At 36.1% G+C, this 15,566-nt stretch carries 15 protein-coding genes; 8 read left to right on the top strand and 7 right to left on the bottom strand.

Translation table 11 applies throughout. From position 1 onward, the window contains the following. Window positions 1-77: 77 nt before the first annotated feature. On the bottom strand, window positions 78-797 hold the full coding sequence (locus M2R48_RS04665) for a carbonic anhydrase (RefSeq protein ID WP_262085244.1): 720 nt from the start codon (window positions 795-797) through the stop codon (window positions 78-80). A gap of 301 nt (window positions 798-1,098) precedes the next feature. Further along, window positions 1,099-1,953: an SDR family NAD(P)-dependent oxidoreductase gene (locus M2R48_RS04660; RefSeq protein ID WP_262085243.1), complete on the bottom strand. Its 855-nt coding sequence runs from the start codon at window positions 1,951-1,953 to the stop codon at window positions 1,099-1,101. A 143-nt stretch (window positions 1,954-2,096) separates the two neighbouring features. On the opposite strand from M2R48_RS04660, the gene M2R48_RS04655 reads away from it, so the two are divergent. Next, the gene (locus M2R48_RS04655) at window positions 2,097-2,705 is read left to right on the top strand and encodes a hypothetical protein (protein WP_262085242.1); all 609 of its coding nucleotides are present in this window, start codon (window positions 2,097-2,099) and stop codon (window positions 2,703-2,705) included. Window positions 2,706-2,707: 2 nt separating this feature from the next. Here the strand turns inward: M2R48_RS04655 and M2R48_RS04650 are convergent, their stop codons facing one another. After that, a complete protein-coding gene (locus M2R48_RS04650) occupies window positions 2,708-3,322 on the bottom strand; it encodes a hypothetical protein (RefSeq protein ID WP_410004174.1) in 615 nt (204 codons plus the stop codon). A 233-nt stretch (window positions 3,323-3,555) separates the two neighbouring features. Here M2R48_RS04650 and M2R48_RS04645 point away from each other — a divergent pair, with 233 nt between their 5' ends. From M2R48_RS04645 to M2R48_RS04630, 4 genes are all read left to right on the top strand, one after another. Then, entirely contained in the window at window positions 3,556-4,047 is a 492-nt protein-coding gene (locus tag M2R48_RS04645) for a hypothetical protein (protein ID WP_262085241.1), read from the top strand. A gap of 319 nt (window positions 4,048-4,366) precedes the next feature. After that, window positions 4,367-5,554 (top strand): ammonium transporter, encoded by a 1,188-nt coding sequence (locus M2R48_RS04640; protein ID WP_244015292.1) that lies wholly within the window; start codon window positions 4,367-4,369, stop codon window positions 5,552-5,554. Between the two features lie 287 nt (window positions 5,555-5,841). Next, window positions 5,842-6,516: a phosphatase PAP2 family protein gene (locus M2R48_RS04635; protein ID WP_262085240.1), complete on the top strand. Its 675-nt coding sequence runs from the start codon at window positions 5,842-5,844 to the stop codon at window positions 6,514-6,516. 297 nt (window positions 6,517-6,813) lie between these two features. After that, entirely contained in the window at window positions 6,814-7,620 is an 807-nt protein-coding gene (locus M2R48_RS04630) for a lipopolysaccharide kinase InaA family protein (protein WP_262085239.1), read from the top strand. Between the two features lie 28 nt (window positions 7,621-7,648). On the opposite strand, the gene M2R48_RS04625 is transcribed toward M2R48_RS04630, so the two are convergent. The 4 genes from M2R48_RS04625 to M2R48_RS04610 form a co-directional block, all read right to left on the bottom strand. Continuing rightward, complete coding sequence (locus M2R48_RS04625; RefSeq protein WP_262085238.1) at window positions 7,649-8,986, bottom strand: ATP-binding protein; 1,338 nt, start codon at window positions 8,984-8,986, stop codon at window positions 7,649-7,651. A 1-nt stretch (window position 8,987) separates the two neighbouring features. Continuing rightward, window positions 8,988-9,680 carry a DNA-binding response regulator PmrA gene (locus tag M2R48_RS04620; protein WP_056514455.1) on the bottom strand — a complete coding sequence of 231 codons (693 nt, stop codon included), beginning with the start codon at window positions 9,678-9,680 and terminating at the stop codon, window positions 8,988-8,990. 17 nt (window positions 9,681-9,697) lie between these two features. Next, window positions 9,698-11,359: a phosphoethanolamine transferase gene (locus M2R48_RS04615; protein ID WP_262085237.1), complete on the bottom strand. Its 1,662-nt coding sequence runs from the start codon at window positions 11,357-11,359 to the stop codon at window positions 9,698-9,700. A 585-nt stretch (window positions 11,360-11,944) separates the two neighbouring features. Continuing rightward, window positions 11,945-13,198, bottom strand: a complete 1,254-nt coding sequence (locus M2R48_RS04610) for an MFS transporter (RefSeq protein WP_262085236.1) — start codon at window positions 13,196-13,198, stop codon at window positions 11,945-11,947. A gap of 155 nt (window positions 13,199-13,353) precedes the next feature. Here M2R48_RS04610 and M2R48_RS04605 point away from each other — a divergent pair, with 155 nt between their 5' ends. From M2R48_RS04605 to M2R48_RS04595, 3 genes are all read left to right on the top strand, one after another. Continuing rightward, window positions 13,354-13,980 (top strand): 1-acyl-sn-glycerol-3-phosphate acyltransferase, encoded by a 627-nt coding sequence (locus M2R48_RS04605; protein WP_262085235.1) that lies wholly within the window; start codon window positions 13,354-13,356, stop codon window positions 13,978-13,980. Window positions 13,981-14,041: 61 nt separating this feature from the next. Continuing rightward, window positions 14,042-14,959 carry a patatin-like phospholipase family protein gene (locus M2R48_RS04600; RefSeq protein WP_262085234.1) on the top strand — a complete coding sequence of 306 codons (918 nt, stop codon included), beginning with the start codon at window positions 14,042-14,044 and terminating at the stop codon, window positions 14,957-14,959. A gap of 138 nt (window positions 14,960-15,097) precedes the next feature. Further along, window positions 15,098-15,559 (top strand): NfeD family protein, encoded by a 462-nt coding sequence (locus tag M2R48_RS04595; protein WP_262085233.1) that lies wholly within the window; start codon window positions 15,098-15,100, stop codon window positions 15,557-15,559. Window positions 15,560-15,566: the final 7 nt, after the last annotated feature.

Raw genomic sequence — 15,566 nt, 5'->3', positions numbered from 1 at the left:
ATAAAAAGAATTTTTCTGAGAAAGTGCCACAAAAATAATCAAAAAAGTAGATCAAAAGATCTACTTTTCACCCTGAATTACTCCAAAATCAACCGCGCGCCAATCGGTTGTATTGGGCGATTATTTGGATGTCCCATTAACTCCATAAAAGACTCAATTTGCTGATTCGACGCTTGCTGAATTTCCTTAAGCACCACCCATCGGACTCCTTCTGAACACGGTGGCGTTGTTAAAGAACCATTAAAACGGTAATACTCTAAGTTATTGGGTAAATAGCTGCCTGCTTTATTTTCTGAATATAGCTGATTACTTTCACCCACTTTTTTAGGCAAGGAATTCCAGATATGTTTTAGTTTTTTATTCTCCGATCCATGTTGAAACATTAATGCAACAACTGCCAATTCACCTTTATCTGAAGCATGCACTAAATGCAATTCCATGGGATAGCTTTGACCATTAATATTGTTTTCACTTGGACTATGTACATGAAATTGTTCCAGTAAAAAAGTCTGCCCATCTAAGACTAAACTGGCACCTTGGTTAAACTCGATCTGCATCGTATGACCAATATTTTGCACAGACTTTGCTGTAGTGTGATAATTAAATTCCAATGGTGGTAAATTCGCAGTCACCGTATCTCGAATATCAATTGGAGATTGATTTATTCCTGCACACGCTTGGTATTGTTGATTTGCACTTGCCCAATCTTTAGGGTTTTGATAATCCCAATCTGATCCTGCCCAAAGTATTGTTGTAGCGCATAGACTAATTATTGTTAAACCGTTTTTAATAAACATAAGAGCCCCTTAATTATTCAAATATTTTCAGAACTGAATGCTCTATTTATAAATGCTCTAGTTACTGGTTATATGAAAGGCTGTTGAACTGAAGAGCATGATGTGATATTGGTAAAATTTTTATTAAGATTTTCTACCAAATCTTATTAGATTATAAGAAATATACTTATCCAAGTTCAAGTCCTATATTTTTTCCTAAAACAGATACATGCACTATTCTGTATTTTATAAATGCGTCATACTGAATTAAGCTTTTTCATTGTTATTTTTCTATTCAAACTCCAAATTTAAATCCAAACCACTATTCCTTAAGCTGATCCAAAGCCGTCCCCTGTACAGGATTCCTTTTCCAATAATAAGGTTGGAAAAATCGAAGCAACAAACGCCATGGTGTCATCCAGACAATACGCGCATTGCTCTTCTTATTCTTACTGATGCGTTGCGCCAAATAACCACACACTTGCTCAGGTGGGTCAATTACAAACATAAATAACCATTTCATTTTATGCCAGTTTTTAACTTCACCTTGTTGCCAAGAAGAAATCAATAAATCTGTTGCCACCATTCCGGGGCTGAGTGTCCCAATCAAAATATTACTATTCTTGGTTTCTTTATTTAAAGCATGATTCAGATAAGCAACTGCTCGTTTACTGGTTGCATAAGGCGTCATCCCTGCACTCCACTCGCCACGACTGCCCCAACCTTCCATATTAAAAATTTGCCCAAAACCTTGCTGCATCATTCCTTTTAAAGCCACTTGCGAACCCAACATTGTTCCAAGTACATTGGTTTTGATTACACTTTCCAAATCTGAGCTAGCAATCTCGGTAAATGCCCTTGCTGCATTACAGGTACCCGCATTGTTAATCCAAACATCGACCTGACCAAACCTTAAAACTGTTTCTTCCCATAAATTGTGTAAATCTTCATATAGAGCCACATCACAGGCCACCCCATAAATTCTATTCGGTGCATAGCGTTGCGCAAAATCTGCAACAACTTGATTTAACTGCTGTGCATTTCGTGCCGAAATCATCACAGACCAACCTAACTTTAAAAAAGCTTCTGCCAAAGCAAAACCAATTCCTCGTGTACCCCCTGTAATCACGACAGACAAAGCTTGATCAGAATTTGATGTGTTCAAAATATTCCCCATTGTGGTGATGAATCAGTATAAACAGCAAACTGGCACGCGATAAAGCACACGACTATATCTCCAATTTAGGACATTGAGCATCAAAAAATCAATTTTTAAGATAGAATATTCAACATTCAAAATGATTGAATGATTAAAATTCTATGAAAAACAAAATTTTATTATGCATCACCCTTATTTTTCTCATTGGATGTGATGAGAAACCCAACACTTCAACTGAAACTAAGCCAGTCAAACAAGAAACGTCACAACAAACACATAGCAAAGCAGAATCTATTGTGATTCCTGCTCAGCCAGAGCCAGACCACCTCGTCAATAATCCAACACCACTCCCTCAAGGTTATTCAACCGATACGACATATCTCAAAAAGCCATTACTCATCGATTTTGATGGAGATGGAAAACGAGATGCTTTCCAAGTCTTAAAGAATCCCAATAAAAAGGGCATGAAATATCTGTTTGAATTCCGTATTTCGGACAGTGATAAAGTTTATTACTATCAAAATAATGAAGAAGGTGATGATTTAGATATTTTTGCTAAGTTCGAAGTCGCACCTAAAACAAATATCTATGTCGATGAAGAATATCGCTTTGGCGAAAATGGCGATATTCTTGCTAACGAACAAATTGACCCTAAACATTATTTAAAGTTTAAAGGTGATGGTGTTTCAGTCAATGTCCTCGAAGAAACCTGTGCTGCATCTGCCTTTTTCTTAACAGATGACAAAATTAATCGGATTTATCTCTGTTAAATCTATTTTTCATCCGCAAAAATTGCATTTGCACCAATCACTTTAAAAATCTTCACTTGATCTTGCTTTAACAAAGCATAGATTTTTGCTTTAAGTGTTTCACTGGTAAAAGTCCCGTTTAAATTCAGTAAAACGGGTTCATCACTCAATGAACCTTTGCCGTGATATTCGTGATTAATATCGTTGGTGGTTGCCTGATTAATCACCACAAAATGCCCCGAAATACCAGCCGCTTGACCACAAGCTAAACTCTGTGGCGACCAATCCCCTACTTTGATCTCAGGTTTTAAAACATAGCCTTTGCTTGCTGATATTTTCTTCTGCTGTGTTGTTGCCATGGGAAAATTCAGTATCTTTTGCTGACCTTTCCAGTTTACCGCTAATTGACTAGATAAACATGATGCTCGAAAAGGACCTGCACTACCTGACTCTGTACCCTCATTAGAATCATCACATTGTGAAATAACTTGAAAATTTGCTTCACCACACTGCAACAGTTTAGATTTATAGATTTTATATTGGTTTGATTGTGCACTCACTGATTCAGTAAAAAGACAGAAACCAAAGAACGCCATCAAATACATTAAAAAATTGCAATATGTTTTAGACACCATCATTTTTATACACTTCATTGATCGTTTAATCGTAAATTGATTTTATATTAAACATTTATTTACAACTCATTAATTCACACAATAACATACCAACCATTTGAAATTTATAATGATATAAGTTAAATATCCCTAAGATGCTGAATAAACCAGAAGATGAATACAATAGCATGACAACAAAAACTTGATAAAAATACATATTTTTAAAATAATGTCAATTCAATCACAAAACAATCAATATGATGATGAAAAATATAATAATATTCAGCAGTGGTGTTCTATCACTATTTTTGGCCTCGCTTAATTATGCTGCAGATCCGCAAGTGCCTGAAGAAACGGCAACACAAATTTTTAAAAGTGCAAAGTTTCAAAAAACTAATCTTGGCTGGGAAAGCCGCTGTAGCCTTGGCAATATCTCCTATTATGGTGACCTCAATAAAGATGGTCGTCCTGATGCTGTTGTAGTCGATGGTGGTGTTGGTTGCTATGCAAACACAGGCATTGGATTTTATATTGTTACCCAACAGACCAATAAACAATGGGTGAGAATATTTAACAGCCATGGGACGCCTGAGTTTCTATCAACTTTAGGAAAGCATGGCTGGCCAGATATTGCCATCAATGACTCAACTAAATGCTTTGCTGTGTATAAATGGAACGGTCAAAAATTTCAAAGAAATCATTTCGAATACAAAAATCAAGCTTGCAGTCTGGGTATTTCCAAAAATTGATCATTAAGTTATTTTTTAATTTTAGTTAAAACATTTTATCGGTTTATTTTTAGACTAAAATTTGACAACCTAGGTTTAAGATGAATTCAAATAAATAAAAATCAATAATTATCAATATCTTAAAAATAAGTCAGAATATCTTATTGCATCAAGTTAGTGCACAAATTCCAATTTAGTGCATACTTTTGCTTTATATCGAGTCTTAATAATATTTTGAATTTGTTGATCTATTTTTTCATACAGCCAAACACTTCACGGATTCAAATCGTTGGTTATACTTGAACCAATTTGTGACAAATAGCACCAAAAAGAATCGTATATGCAAAACGTTGATCTACTCTTTCTCTTGCTTGGCGCAGTGCTTGTACTCGCTATGCATGCAGGCTTTGCTTTTTTAGAGCTGGGAACAGTTCGCCATAAAAATCAAGTCAATGCACTTAGTAAAATCATTACTGACTTTTCAATCTCAGCAATCGCCTACTTCTTTGTCGGTTATTATATTGCCTATGGCCAACACTTTTTCCATACAGGCGCTACGCTTTCAACTGAGCATGGCTACAATTTGATGCGTTGTTTTTTCCTTTTGACCTTTGCTGCAGCAATTCCCGCCATTGTTTCTGGCGGCATTGCAGAACGTGCCAAAATGCGTTCTCAAGCCATTGCAACCCTGTTTATAGTAGCGCTGGTTTATCCTTTTTTTGAAGGGATCGCATGGAATGGTAACCTCGGCCTACAAAAGTGGTTAGCGGATACGTTTGGTGCAAGCTTCCATGATTTTGCCGGTTCTGTTGTGGTGCATGCGATGGGCGGCTGGATTGCGCTTGCAGCAGTATTACTACTTGGTGCGCGTAATGGCCGCTATAAAAAGGATGGTCGCGTCAGTGCACATCCACCCTCTTCTATTCCTTTTTTAGCGCTCGGTTCTTGGATCTTAATTGTGGGCTGGTTTGGCTTTAATGTCATGAGTGCTCAACGCTTAGATGCAATCTCAGGTTTAGTTGCCATGAACTCACTCATGGCAATGGTCGGTGGCACACTCTCAGCAAATTTCTTTGGAAAAGAAGACCCTGGTTTTTTACATAATGGTCCCTTAGCAGGTTTAGTGGCAATTTGTGCGGGTTCTGATGTGGTTCATCCGATTGGCGCTTTATTTATCGGGATCTGTGCAGGTTTTCTGTTTGTTAAACTGTTTACCTATACACAAAATAAACTCAAGATTGATGATGTACTCGGAGTTTGGCCATTACATGGGGTTTGTGGTGCGTTTGGTGGTATTGCTGTGGGTCTATTTGGTCAGCAGTGGTTGGGGGGAATCGGTGGAGTATCTTTGATATCTCAGCTGATAGGTACGCTACTTGCCATTTTACTGGCTTTAGCAGGTGGATTTGCCGTATATGGTATGCTTAAAGCCACTATGGGGATTCGTTTAACACAAGAAGAAGAGTTTCGTGGTGCAGATTTATCGATTCACAAGATTTCTGCAAACTCTGAAGATGCAATGTTTTAAGCTTTTACAAGGTCTGGTTTTAATTTTATACATTTTGCGGCTGAAAAGCCGCTTTTTTATAGCCTAGAAATGACAATAAAATAATTTTCACCATAAAATTTTAAAATAGAATAACTCGACCTTTAAAACAATAATTCAAATTAGCTATCTTAAAATAATCATAGATATTTTCTTCTGTATTGCCACCCAATAATAAGACTACTCATTACTCAACAATTAAGTCTAATTTAAGGTTGTTTTTTTTTAATAAGCGCAGATTAAAATGATTATATTGAGTGGCTCGCCTCATGCCGTATTCCGACATAAATACATTCTTCCTAAAAAAAAGTTTATTGCTAGGAATACTATTTTTAATACTGTTCTTTGTATTTCCTGTTGGTGGTGCAATCGATATGTATTTTATCCAGCCATGGATAGATAGCACTGGTCATTTTCCACTCAAGAACAATTGGTTTCTTATTGAAATTAATCACAAGCTACTTAAACATATTGTCATTACCTTTTATATTGCAGTTTTGATTTCATGGATTGCGTCTTTTAAAGTTGCAAAATTAAAAACCTATCAATGGCAATTGGGCTATTTATTTTTTATTAGTGTTTTATCCACTGCACTGATTGGCATTTTCAAATCCCATTCAGCACATGCCTGTCCTTGGTCAATGACAGAACAAACTACTTTAGGCTATGTATGGGATTTTTCTGCAAGCAATGGAGGTTGTTTTCCGGGTGGCCATGCCAGCACAGGTTTTTCACTGCTTACTGGCTTTTTTGTATTTAGAAAATCAAATTCTAAAATTGCTTATCTTTTCTTAGTCTTAGGTCTGGTGCTTGGTTTGATTACAGGTTGGGGGCAAATGATGCGTGGTGCGCATTTTCTTAGCCATAACCTTTGGACAGGCTGGATTATTTTTACTTTTAACTTAATTGTGTATCGTATATTTTATAAAAAATTGACCAGATAACAATCCTAAAACTATAGAAAATATATCGCACAACATTATTTTATTATAAATGCATCTCTAAAAATACATCAGATATTTAAAAGCAAATTACTGGTTATTCTTGTTTATTTGATCACTCATCTATTTTTATTCCAATCTAAAACGCCAAACCAAGTGATGCTCAGCTATAAGCATCACTCAAAGAATTACATTTTTGTCATAATTTAAATATTAAATTATTAAACCAATCTTAATTTTTACAAATTATTATATTTTGTTTATACTTGTGCCAATTTAGTAATCTTATACGTGCAAAATATGAGTAATTTTTCTAAATTTCTCCGCAATTCGCTTAAAATTCAAGACCAGAATATTCAGTCTTATCAGTTGGGTGATGGTAAAGTATGGCTTAAAAAAGCCTCTGAACGCCACTCGGCTTGGATTTATATCCCATTAAAATGGGTTGCACGTATACTCAATATTGAAGCACTCACTCCTATTCCAAATTATGGCGGTAGTAAATCGATTTATTGTGAAGTTCATCGTCTGACAGAATTAAATTCCCTTGGTATTCCAACGCCACAAATTTTAGCCAATTGTTCACAAGGCCTATTGATTGAAGATGCTGCTGATCATGGCGAAGATGTTATGCAACTTGATCAGGCATTGGCAGAAATGGAAGGAAATACGGCTAAAAAACTAGAATTTTATCGCGAAGCAATCTTTGCCATTCAATCTGTACATCACAAAGACAGTTATTTGAGTGAAGCCTTTGCACGGAATATTTTGGTCAATAAAGACAAAGCATTTACTTTTATTGATTTTGAAACCGATCCTGGGGAAGTACTGGACTTAGAAACCTGTCAAATTCGAGATTGGTTATGCTTTATTTTCTCAACAGCATTCCGTTTTAATGATGATGAGCTTGCTCAAGCTTGCGATATTTTTATTGGGGAAATTTATCCAAGTAAATCAAAATACAACGAAATTTGCCGTATAGGCAATAAACTCAACTGGGTTGCAAACTTTAATTTGGGTAAACTTGGCAGTGATGGTCGTAAAATGCAAAAATGTTTAGAATTTTTTCAATATATGAAGAAAAATGAACCACTTCCATTAATGTAGAAATGGAATCATTCATTTTCCAAGCATTTTACTTCTCAGTTTTGATATTACATTGAATCGGGATTTTGACCAAGACACTGAGTCCACCCAATTCTTCACTACGGGATAAAGACAGTTCACCACCTAAATGTTGAATCGCTTTATCCACAATCGACAATCCCAAACCACTACCCACTTCTAAGTGATGATGTACGCGATAAAAACGTTTTAAGACTTTATCGTACATCTCTGGGTCAATTCCTAAACCACTGTCTTCAATCAAAACATAAGCAAAATCATGAACATCTTCAAACACTGATATATTAATCATGCCTGAAACAGGGGTATATTTTATTGCGTTATCAATTAAATTAAAAATGATTGAATGAATACTATGTTCTACACTTTTTAAAATCACTGTTTCATTACGGACAAAACCAAGATCGATATCTTTTTCCATCGCAAGATTCATCAACTGTTCTACACAATTAAGTGCCACATCATTCAATTTAAATTGGGTCACCTGAACTTCATGACTTAATGACGAATCTTGCTTTGCTAAGGCAAGAAGTTGCGTAACCAAATGCTGCATCCGTGCCAAACCTTTGCTTAAATTTTGTAGATTTTCCTCTTCAGGAAACTGACTCATCAAAATTTTAGTTTGCAGATTCAATGCAGTGATGGGTGTGCGTAACTCATGTGCAGCATCTGCTACAAATTGTCGCTGTTCTTGTTGAGCAACAGAAATTCGCTCAAACAAATGATTCATTTCATGGATCGTCGGCAGTAATTCTTCTGGATAGTGGGCATTTTGAATTGCGATCAAGGAGTTTGAATCACGTTTTGCCAATTCGGATTTAAAGTCCTCGAGTGGTTTTAAACTGCGGCGTATAATATATACCAAGCCCAACAAAGCAAATGGAATGATCAGTAAATATGGAAGAAACATACTGCCTGCAAGCTCTAAAGCCAAATGCTCTCTGACTTTTTCTTGCTGGCTGATCTGAATCTGATAATTAGCTGTGGGTAAGATATAAGTAATCCAAGTGCCATGCGTTGTATCTTGACTATAGAAACCAGCCTTTTGTTTAGGTTCAACAATGACATGATGTGGCGTATTTTGTGTTTGACTAGGATCAGCATATGCCCAAACATCTATGAATAAATCTTCTTCATGGTAGCGTTTGTGTATATCGAAATGGCTTTGAATGGGACCTGGATTTAATTCCACCCGCTCGGCTAGATAAACCATTTGTGCATCTAAAATTTCATTGATTTCTTCTAAAGAAATTTTATATGCTGAAAAAACCAATACGCAACCGAGTAAAATACTAAAAATAGAGGTATAACGAATTAAACGCTTTCTTAAGGAAAATGCAGTTTCCATATCATTCCGCTTTTTGTGGTTGCCCCAAACGATAACCTAACCCACGAATTGTACGAATAATATCTTTACCCAATTTCGATCGGATATGGTGTACATAGACTTCAATTGTATTGCTGTTGATTTCGCTATCAAAAGCATACAATTTATCTTCTAAATTAGACTTAGAAAATATTTTATTGGGATGGGTCATTAACGGAATGAGAATCGCCCATTCACGATTTGAAAGCTCCACCGTTTCACCTTTTAGTGTTGCGATATGCTGTTCAACATCTAAAACAATTTCACCATTTTTTAACAGATTTGAAGCACTTCCAGTTACTTCTTTCGCTGTATCACCTGTACGACGTAATAAAGCATGGATACGAGCCACCAGTTCATCGAACTCATAAGGCTTAATCAAATAATCATCTGCTCCTTGATTTAAACCTTCAACACGATTTTGTAATTGGTCACGTGCTGAAATAATCAGCACAGGTAAGCTTGAACGTTGACGAATTTGCTTTAAGACCTGCATCCCATCCATCATGGGCAAGCCTAAATCAAGTAAGACCAAATCAAATTGTTTCTCAGAAATAAGCTTTAGGCCATCCAAACCATTATTTACCCATTCCACATCAAAGCCTTGATATTTCAATAACGTTTTAGATGATTCTGCAATCATAAAATCATCTTCTATCATCAAAATTTTGGTCATGGTTTATATCCTTTCAATCAGCTTCGTACAGCACACTGGTGCAACATATTATTTTTTTGATCTATAACTTGAGTTTGGACATTTAGCAAACTCAAAAGACTTGGAAATAAATTATCTTGACTCAATGTTGCCCCTTTTTGTTGATTTAAACAATTGATTTGTTTTGCAGCAACAGATTTCCACGCATCTGAGAACCACATCAGCATAGGTACATGGGTTTGTTGAGTAGGCGCAATCGCATAAGGTGCACCATGTAAATACATACCACGTTCACCAGTAGACTCACCATGGTCAGATAAATACCAAAACCCTGCACGATAGTTTTCTTGTTGTTTTAAAGTTTCAATCAATTGATTCAAAATATGATCTGTATAGACAATCGAATTATCATAGGTATTAATCAATTCAGTCGATGAACACCCTTGTATTGCATTGGTTTCACAAGTTGGTTTGAACTTTTTAAATTCATCTGGTGCGCGTTTATAATATGCAGGCCCATGACTTCCCATTTGATGTAATACGATCAAATGTGGTTGCTTATCATCTTTTGGTAATCGATTTAAATATAGGTTTAAGCTGTCTACCAAAATACCATCTTGACATTCGCCACCTTGACACCATTTTTTCTCTAAATCTTGAGGGATAACAAATTTCTCAACACGATCACAAGTCCCTTTGCAACCCGAGTTATTATCAATCCATGTCACCTTATAGCCTGCTCGTTGTGCGATATCCAGCAAACCTTCTCGATGACTGGCAAGTTGCTCATCATAATCTTTACGCGGCATGCCTGAGAACATACATGGAACTGAAACTGCTGTTGCAGTACCACAAGAGCTGACTTGAGAAAAATTAATTAGCCCGATCTGTTTTGACAATTCAGGATTGGTATTCTTTGTATAACCATTTAATGAAAAGCTTTCTGCACGTGCGGTTTCACCGACCACCAAAACCATCAGTTTAGGTTTATGTTGTAAAGCAACATCATCGACTAAATGTGCATCTTCACCATAACGAATCAAAGGTAAATTCTTTTTCGGTGCTTTTTTATGGAAATAAGACAGTGTTGAAGCCACTGTATTTTGCGGAGAAATCATACCTTTTAAATCACGATGCTCACGAAATATAGCAGCATAATCCACATAGAAAACAAATAATAATGCTGCTATAACAGCGAAAGAGCCTGCGATATTTAAGCTTTTAAATAACAGTATTTTGCCAATTTTTTCTGGTTTAATTTTTATCCATAGAATAAGAATGATGGGTAAAACAACAAATCCCAATGTCCAGATAAAAAATTGCAAAGAAAGTAAGTCTGACACTTCACTAGGATCTGTTTGCACCATATTCTGAATTTGATCAGGCGAAATCACCACACCCAATGAATTGACAAAATAAGCACTAAAACCACCAATAAAGACCAAGACAATTGCAAAAAATTTTGCTGTCCATTTCCAGTCTAAAATTTGTAATAACAGATTATATAAAGCAATCAGTACAAAACCTGTCGCAATCAGAAAGAGTTGTGCTTTGATTCCCTGATAAGGCGTTAGAGACTGAACCTTATTTAAAAAACTAAAATTTAGGCACAAGCCTAACCACACTGCGACAATAAAATTAAAAGCAGTCAGGGAAATGGAGACTTCACGTCGTTTTATACGCTGTATTAAATTAGACATTACTTTGGCAATACTCTTTTCAATGGTGTTAAGTTAAAAAATGAAGCTTAAACTGAACTTAAAAAGCACTTTCCCAAGCGTATTGCACCACTGATCTTAATTGTAATCGCCTTTCTATTTCTCATAATCTGAGAAAATTAAAATCAAATAAAGCATCCACAAAAAAAATGAGTATTATTTTATAGCCCGTAGATTATAATACTGCTTATTCCATTCAAAACAATTCATTTAAAGTTAATAATTTGGAGCTAAAGTTATTCTAAATCCAACAAAAGAATAATACACGAATTGATTTCTATACGTAAAAAAATGACGAAAAAGTAATTTATTATTTTCCAATCAATGTAAAACATATCAAACTTTTATTAAAAAATAAGGGCGAAATCACATTAAATCAAAGAGATTCATGTATTAAGTCAAACCGCACTAATCAAACAATTTATTTTACATCATGACAATATATTATAATCTTAACTATCCCTAAGAAAAATTATTTAATCTATTTCATTCGATCAAAAAACTTCTAATTATCGCACCACATACTCAATAGTAATTATACTCATTATCAAACCCAAGCTCACAATATTATGTATACTGTATATTTTTAATCCAATACATAATCGGGATTAGGCAAAAAACACCAATCACTAAAATCAAACTAAAAAAATTCAAATATCCCAATTGATCGCCAATCACGCCACTTAATGTATACAGTAACCCACTGATTGTTGCCATAACAGAGACCTGAAAAGTGAAATCTGTACCTGCATGTTCATGACGACTATATTGCATCACTAAAGTTAAGATCACGACTAGAAGCATTGCAGCACACATATCTTCTAAAGCGTTGATCAAATAAATTAACCACGGCGCTACAAAGTACGATTGTTCATATTGAGCTGCTAACCATACAAATCCAGCTAAACTGATCAATTTCAAAATAGAAAATAAGATTAAGGCTTGGTGGCGCTTTAGTTTTTTTAGCAATAAACTGGCCAAACCTGCACCGAATAATGCAGAAAATGCTCCCAACATAGTGATATAAATGCCGATTTGAGAAAGACTTAAGTTAAGATCAACCAACAAAGGCTTGGTAATGGGACCGGTAAAGCCATCGGTTATTTTGATGGTACAAAGCACAAAGAACCATGTTCTTAGTTTTTTATTGACAAAGAAATAAGTTAAATAAGTTTTAAATTTTTCAATAAAGTGCTTTGCAGCTTCATTCCGTAGATGTGGTGAAGCAGTGTTTTTCAAGTGTTCTGGTTCTTGATAAAACCAAATAGGAATTGTATTTAAAGCCACAATGCCTGCCAAAATCAAAAATGTATTTTGCCAACTTAGCCAGTCCATTGCCCATAAAATTGCCCCGCCTCCGACAATAAATCCTAAACGAGAACCAATGACTTGAAACATATTCCCGATATGTTGCTGATCTCCTTTTAAAATACTCACCGCCAAACCATCAGTCGCGATATCTTGGGTTGCACCAATACTGTTCATACAGAGCAACGCCATAAAAAACAATAATAAATAAATCGGTTCATTCAGGGATTGAATCGGTAAAAAAGATAAGATGCTCAGGATAGCGATGGTTAAAACTTGGGTTGGAATAATCCAACTTCGATAATGCCCTTTGGAACGATGTCCAAAGCTATCCACAAAAGGCGCCCATAAAATTTTAATTGCCCAAGGCGCCATGAGTAATCCAAAGCCACCAATATGTGCCAAAGACACCCCTTGTGAACGTAAAATCACTGGTAAAGCATGGGTCATAAAACCTACAGGTAAACCTTGCGCCCAATACAGTGAAAATAACAACAAATAGGTGTTTCGCATGTAATCTAAGCTCGAACGATGTCAATATAAATGGGCCTAATTAGATCTTGTATGTATTGCTTTAATCTACGAATTTTGTAATATTTGCATTTTGCAGATAGTTACTATTAAGCAAAAAACTAAAATCAATACAAGAGCAGTCATATAAAAACACAATGTCACAAAACTTTCCGATCATACCAGATCAAGTACCCCAACGTGGTACAAGCACCAGTCGTAACATCTTTAAAAACCTTTACTTAGTTCAAGGCTGGGGATTTGAAGGTGAATTTCCCAACTTACCCAAAGCAGTGGTATTTATTGCACCACACACTTCGAATTATGATGGTTTATATGCTTTCCTGGCCATGTTAGGTATTGGTGTTAAAGTCACAATTTTTGGCAAAGATAGCTTGTTTAAACCACCACTCAAAGCACTTTTTGAATGGATTGGCGTGATTCCTGTGCATCGTGATTCACCGCATGGACTCACTCAACAGATTGTTAAGGTTATACAACAACAAGATAAAATTTGGATTGCAATCGCACCTGAAGGTACTCGGAAAAAAGCTGAAAAAATTAAAAGTGGTTTTTATCATATTGCAATGGGCGCCAATATACCGATTGTAATTTTTTCATTCGATTATGAGAAAAAGCGAATTCACTGTTTGGGCACTTTGCAACCTACAGGAGATTATGAGCAAGATTTAACAGAAATTTTATCGCGTTTTAAAGGTAACTTTTCACCTAAAAGGCCTAAATTATTATCGATCCCTTTACAAAAACTATTGAAAAATGGCTAGAAAAAACAGAGACAATCTGTTCAGATGTGCAACATATATTTTGATCAAAAGTAATACCCCCATGCGTTTTAAACAACTCGGTTTTATAGGCTTATTGGGTCTAGCCCTTGTTGGCTGTGACAAAACCACTAAAACACCAACTCAGACCACGGTAATTAAAGCACGTGAGCCTGTTATTGCGATTGCTTTAGGTGGCGGTGGTGCAAAAGGTTTCGCTCATATTGGTGTACTCAAGGTTTTAGAATCCCATGGAATCAAACCTAAAATTGTGACTGGAACCAGTGCTGGAAGTTTTGTCGGCAGTATCTATGCCAGCGGTAAAACACCCTATCAAATGCAGCAAATTGCGCAGCAACTAAAAGAATCTGATCTGCGTGATTTAACCTTAAATAGCCAAGGTATTGTTCTTGGTCAAAAACTACAAGATTATGTCAACCGCAATGTTGCCAATAAACCGATTGAACAATTTCCAATCCGTTTTGCAGCAGTTGCCACACGCTTAGACAATGGTAAAAAAGCAGAATTTATTAAAGGGAATGCAGGACAAGCAGTTCGCGCTTCTTGCAGCATTCCCAATGTCTTTGTACCCGCAACCATTGGCAATACCAAATATGTTGATGGCGGTTTAGTTAGCCCAATTCCAGTACAGACTGCACGTGATATGGGGGCAGATATCGTGATTGCAGTCGATATTTCTGCACGTCCAAGTGGTAGTCAACCGATGAATATGTGGGGCTTATTGGATCAAACCATTAATATCATGGGACAACAAAGTATTAACAATGAGTTGGCTCAGGCTAATATCGTGATTCAACCTAAAGTTGGGCACTTAGGTACACTCGATCTTAAGTCCAGTAACCAAGCGATTTTAGAAGGTGAAAAAGCAGCCCAAGGCAAAATCATCGCCATTCAAACCGCAATCAATAACTTTAAGAAAACACCTGCTGCATTAAAACCTGCACCACGAGCAAAATTTTAATAGCGCAATAGGGTTCATATCATCAAGCATGATTGAAAACGAGAATAATCACGTTTTTATATGCATCACTTAAATGATCTGCTACATTGATATAGATGATCCGTCATCTATATCAATGATAATCACTAGAGTAGATGTATGAACTTTATTTTTGAACCGTGGCATTGGTTTGTACTTGGCATATTGCTGATTCTATCTGAACTGGTGCTACCAGCGTTTGCTGCTTTATGGTTTGGTATCGCTGCAGTTGTGGTCAGTATTTTGTTGTGGTTATTTCCAAGTATGAGTTTCACCCTGCAAGTCATATGCTGGATTATCTTATCCATCATTTGTACTGTGGCGTGGTTTAAATTCATTAAACCTCTATCTGTAGATAAAACCAAAGCTGGGCTTTCTCGTGAAGCAACCATTGGTCAAACGGGTATGGTCATTCAAATTGGGCTTAGCCATGATCAAATTCGTGTTCGTTTTCCAATGCCTGTTTTGGGTTCTGATGAATGGAATTGCCGTACTTTATCGCCTGTACAAGTAGGTGACCGTGTACGTGTGACTGATATTTTAGGTAATGATTTAGTGGTACAACTACATTCATCATCTTAATAATGAA

It is taken from the genome of Acinetobacter sp. I-MWF (assembly GCF_025433935.1).
Taxonomy (GTDB): Bacteria; Pseudomonadota; Gammaproteobacteria; order Pseudomonadales; family Moraxellaceae; genus Acinetobacter; species Acinetobacter guillouiae.
This window is presented reverse-complemented; position numbering and strand designations above follow the sequence as displayed.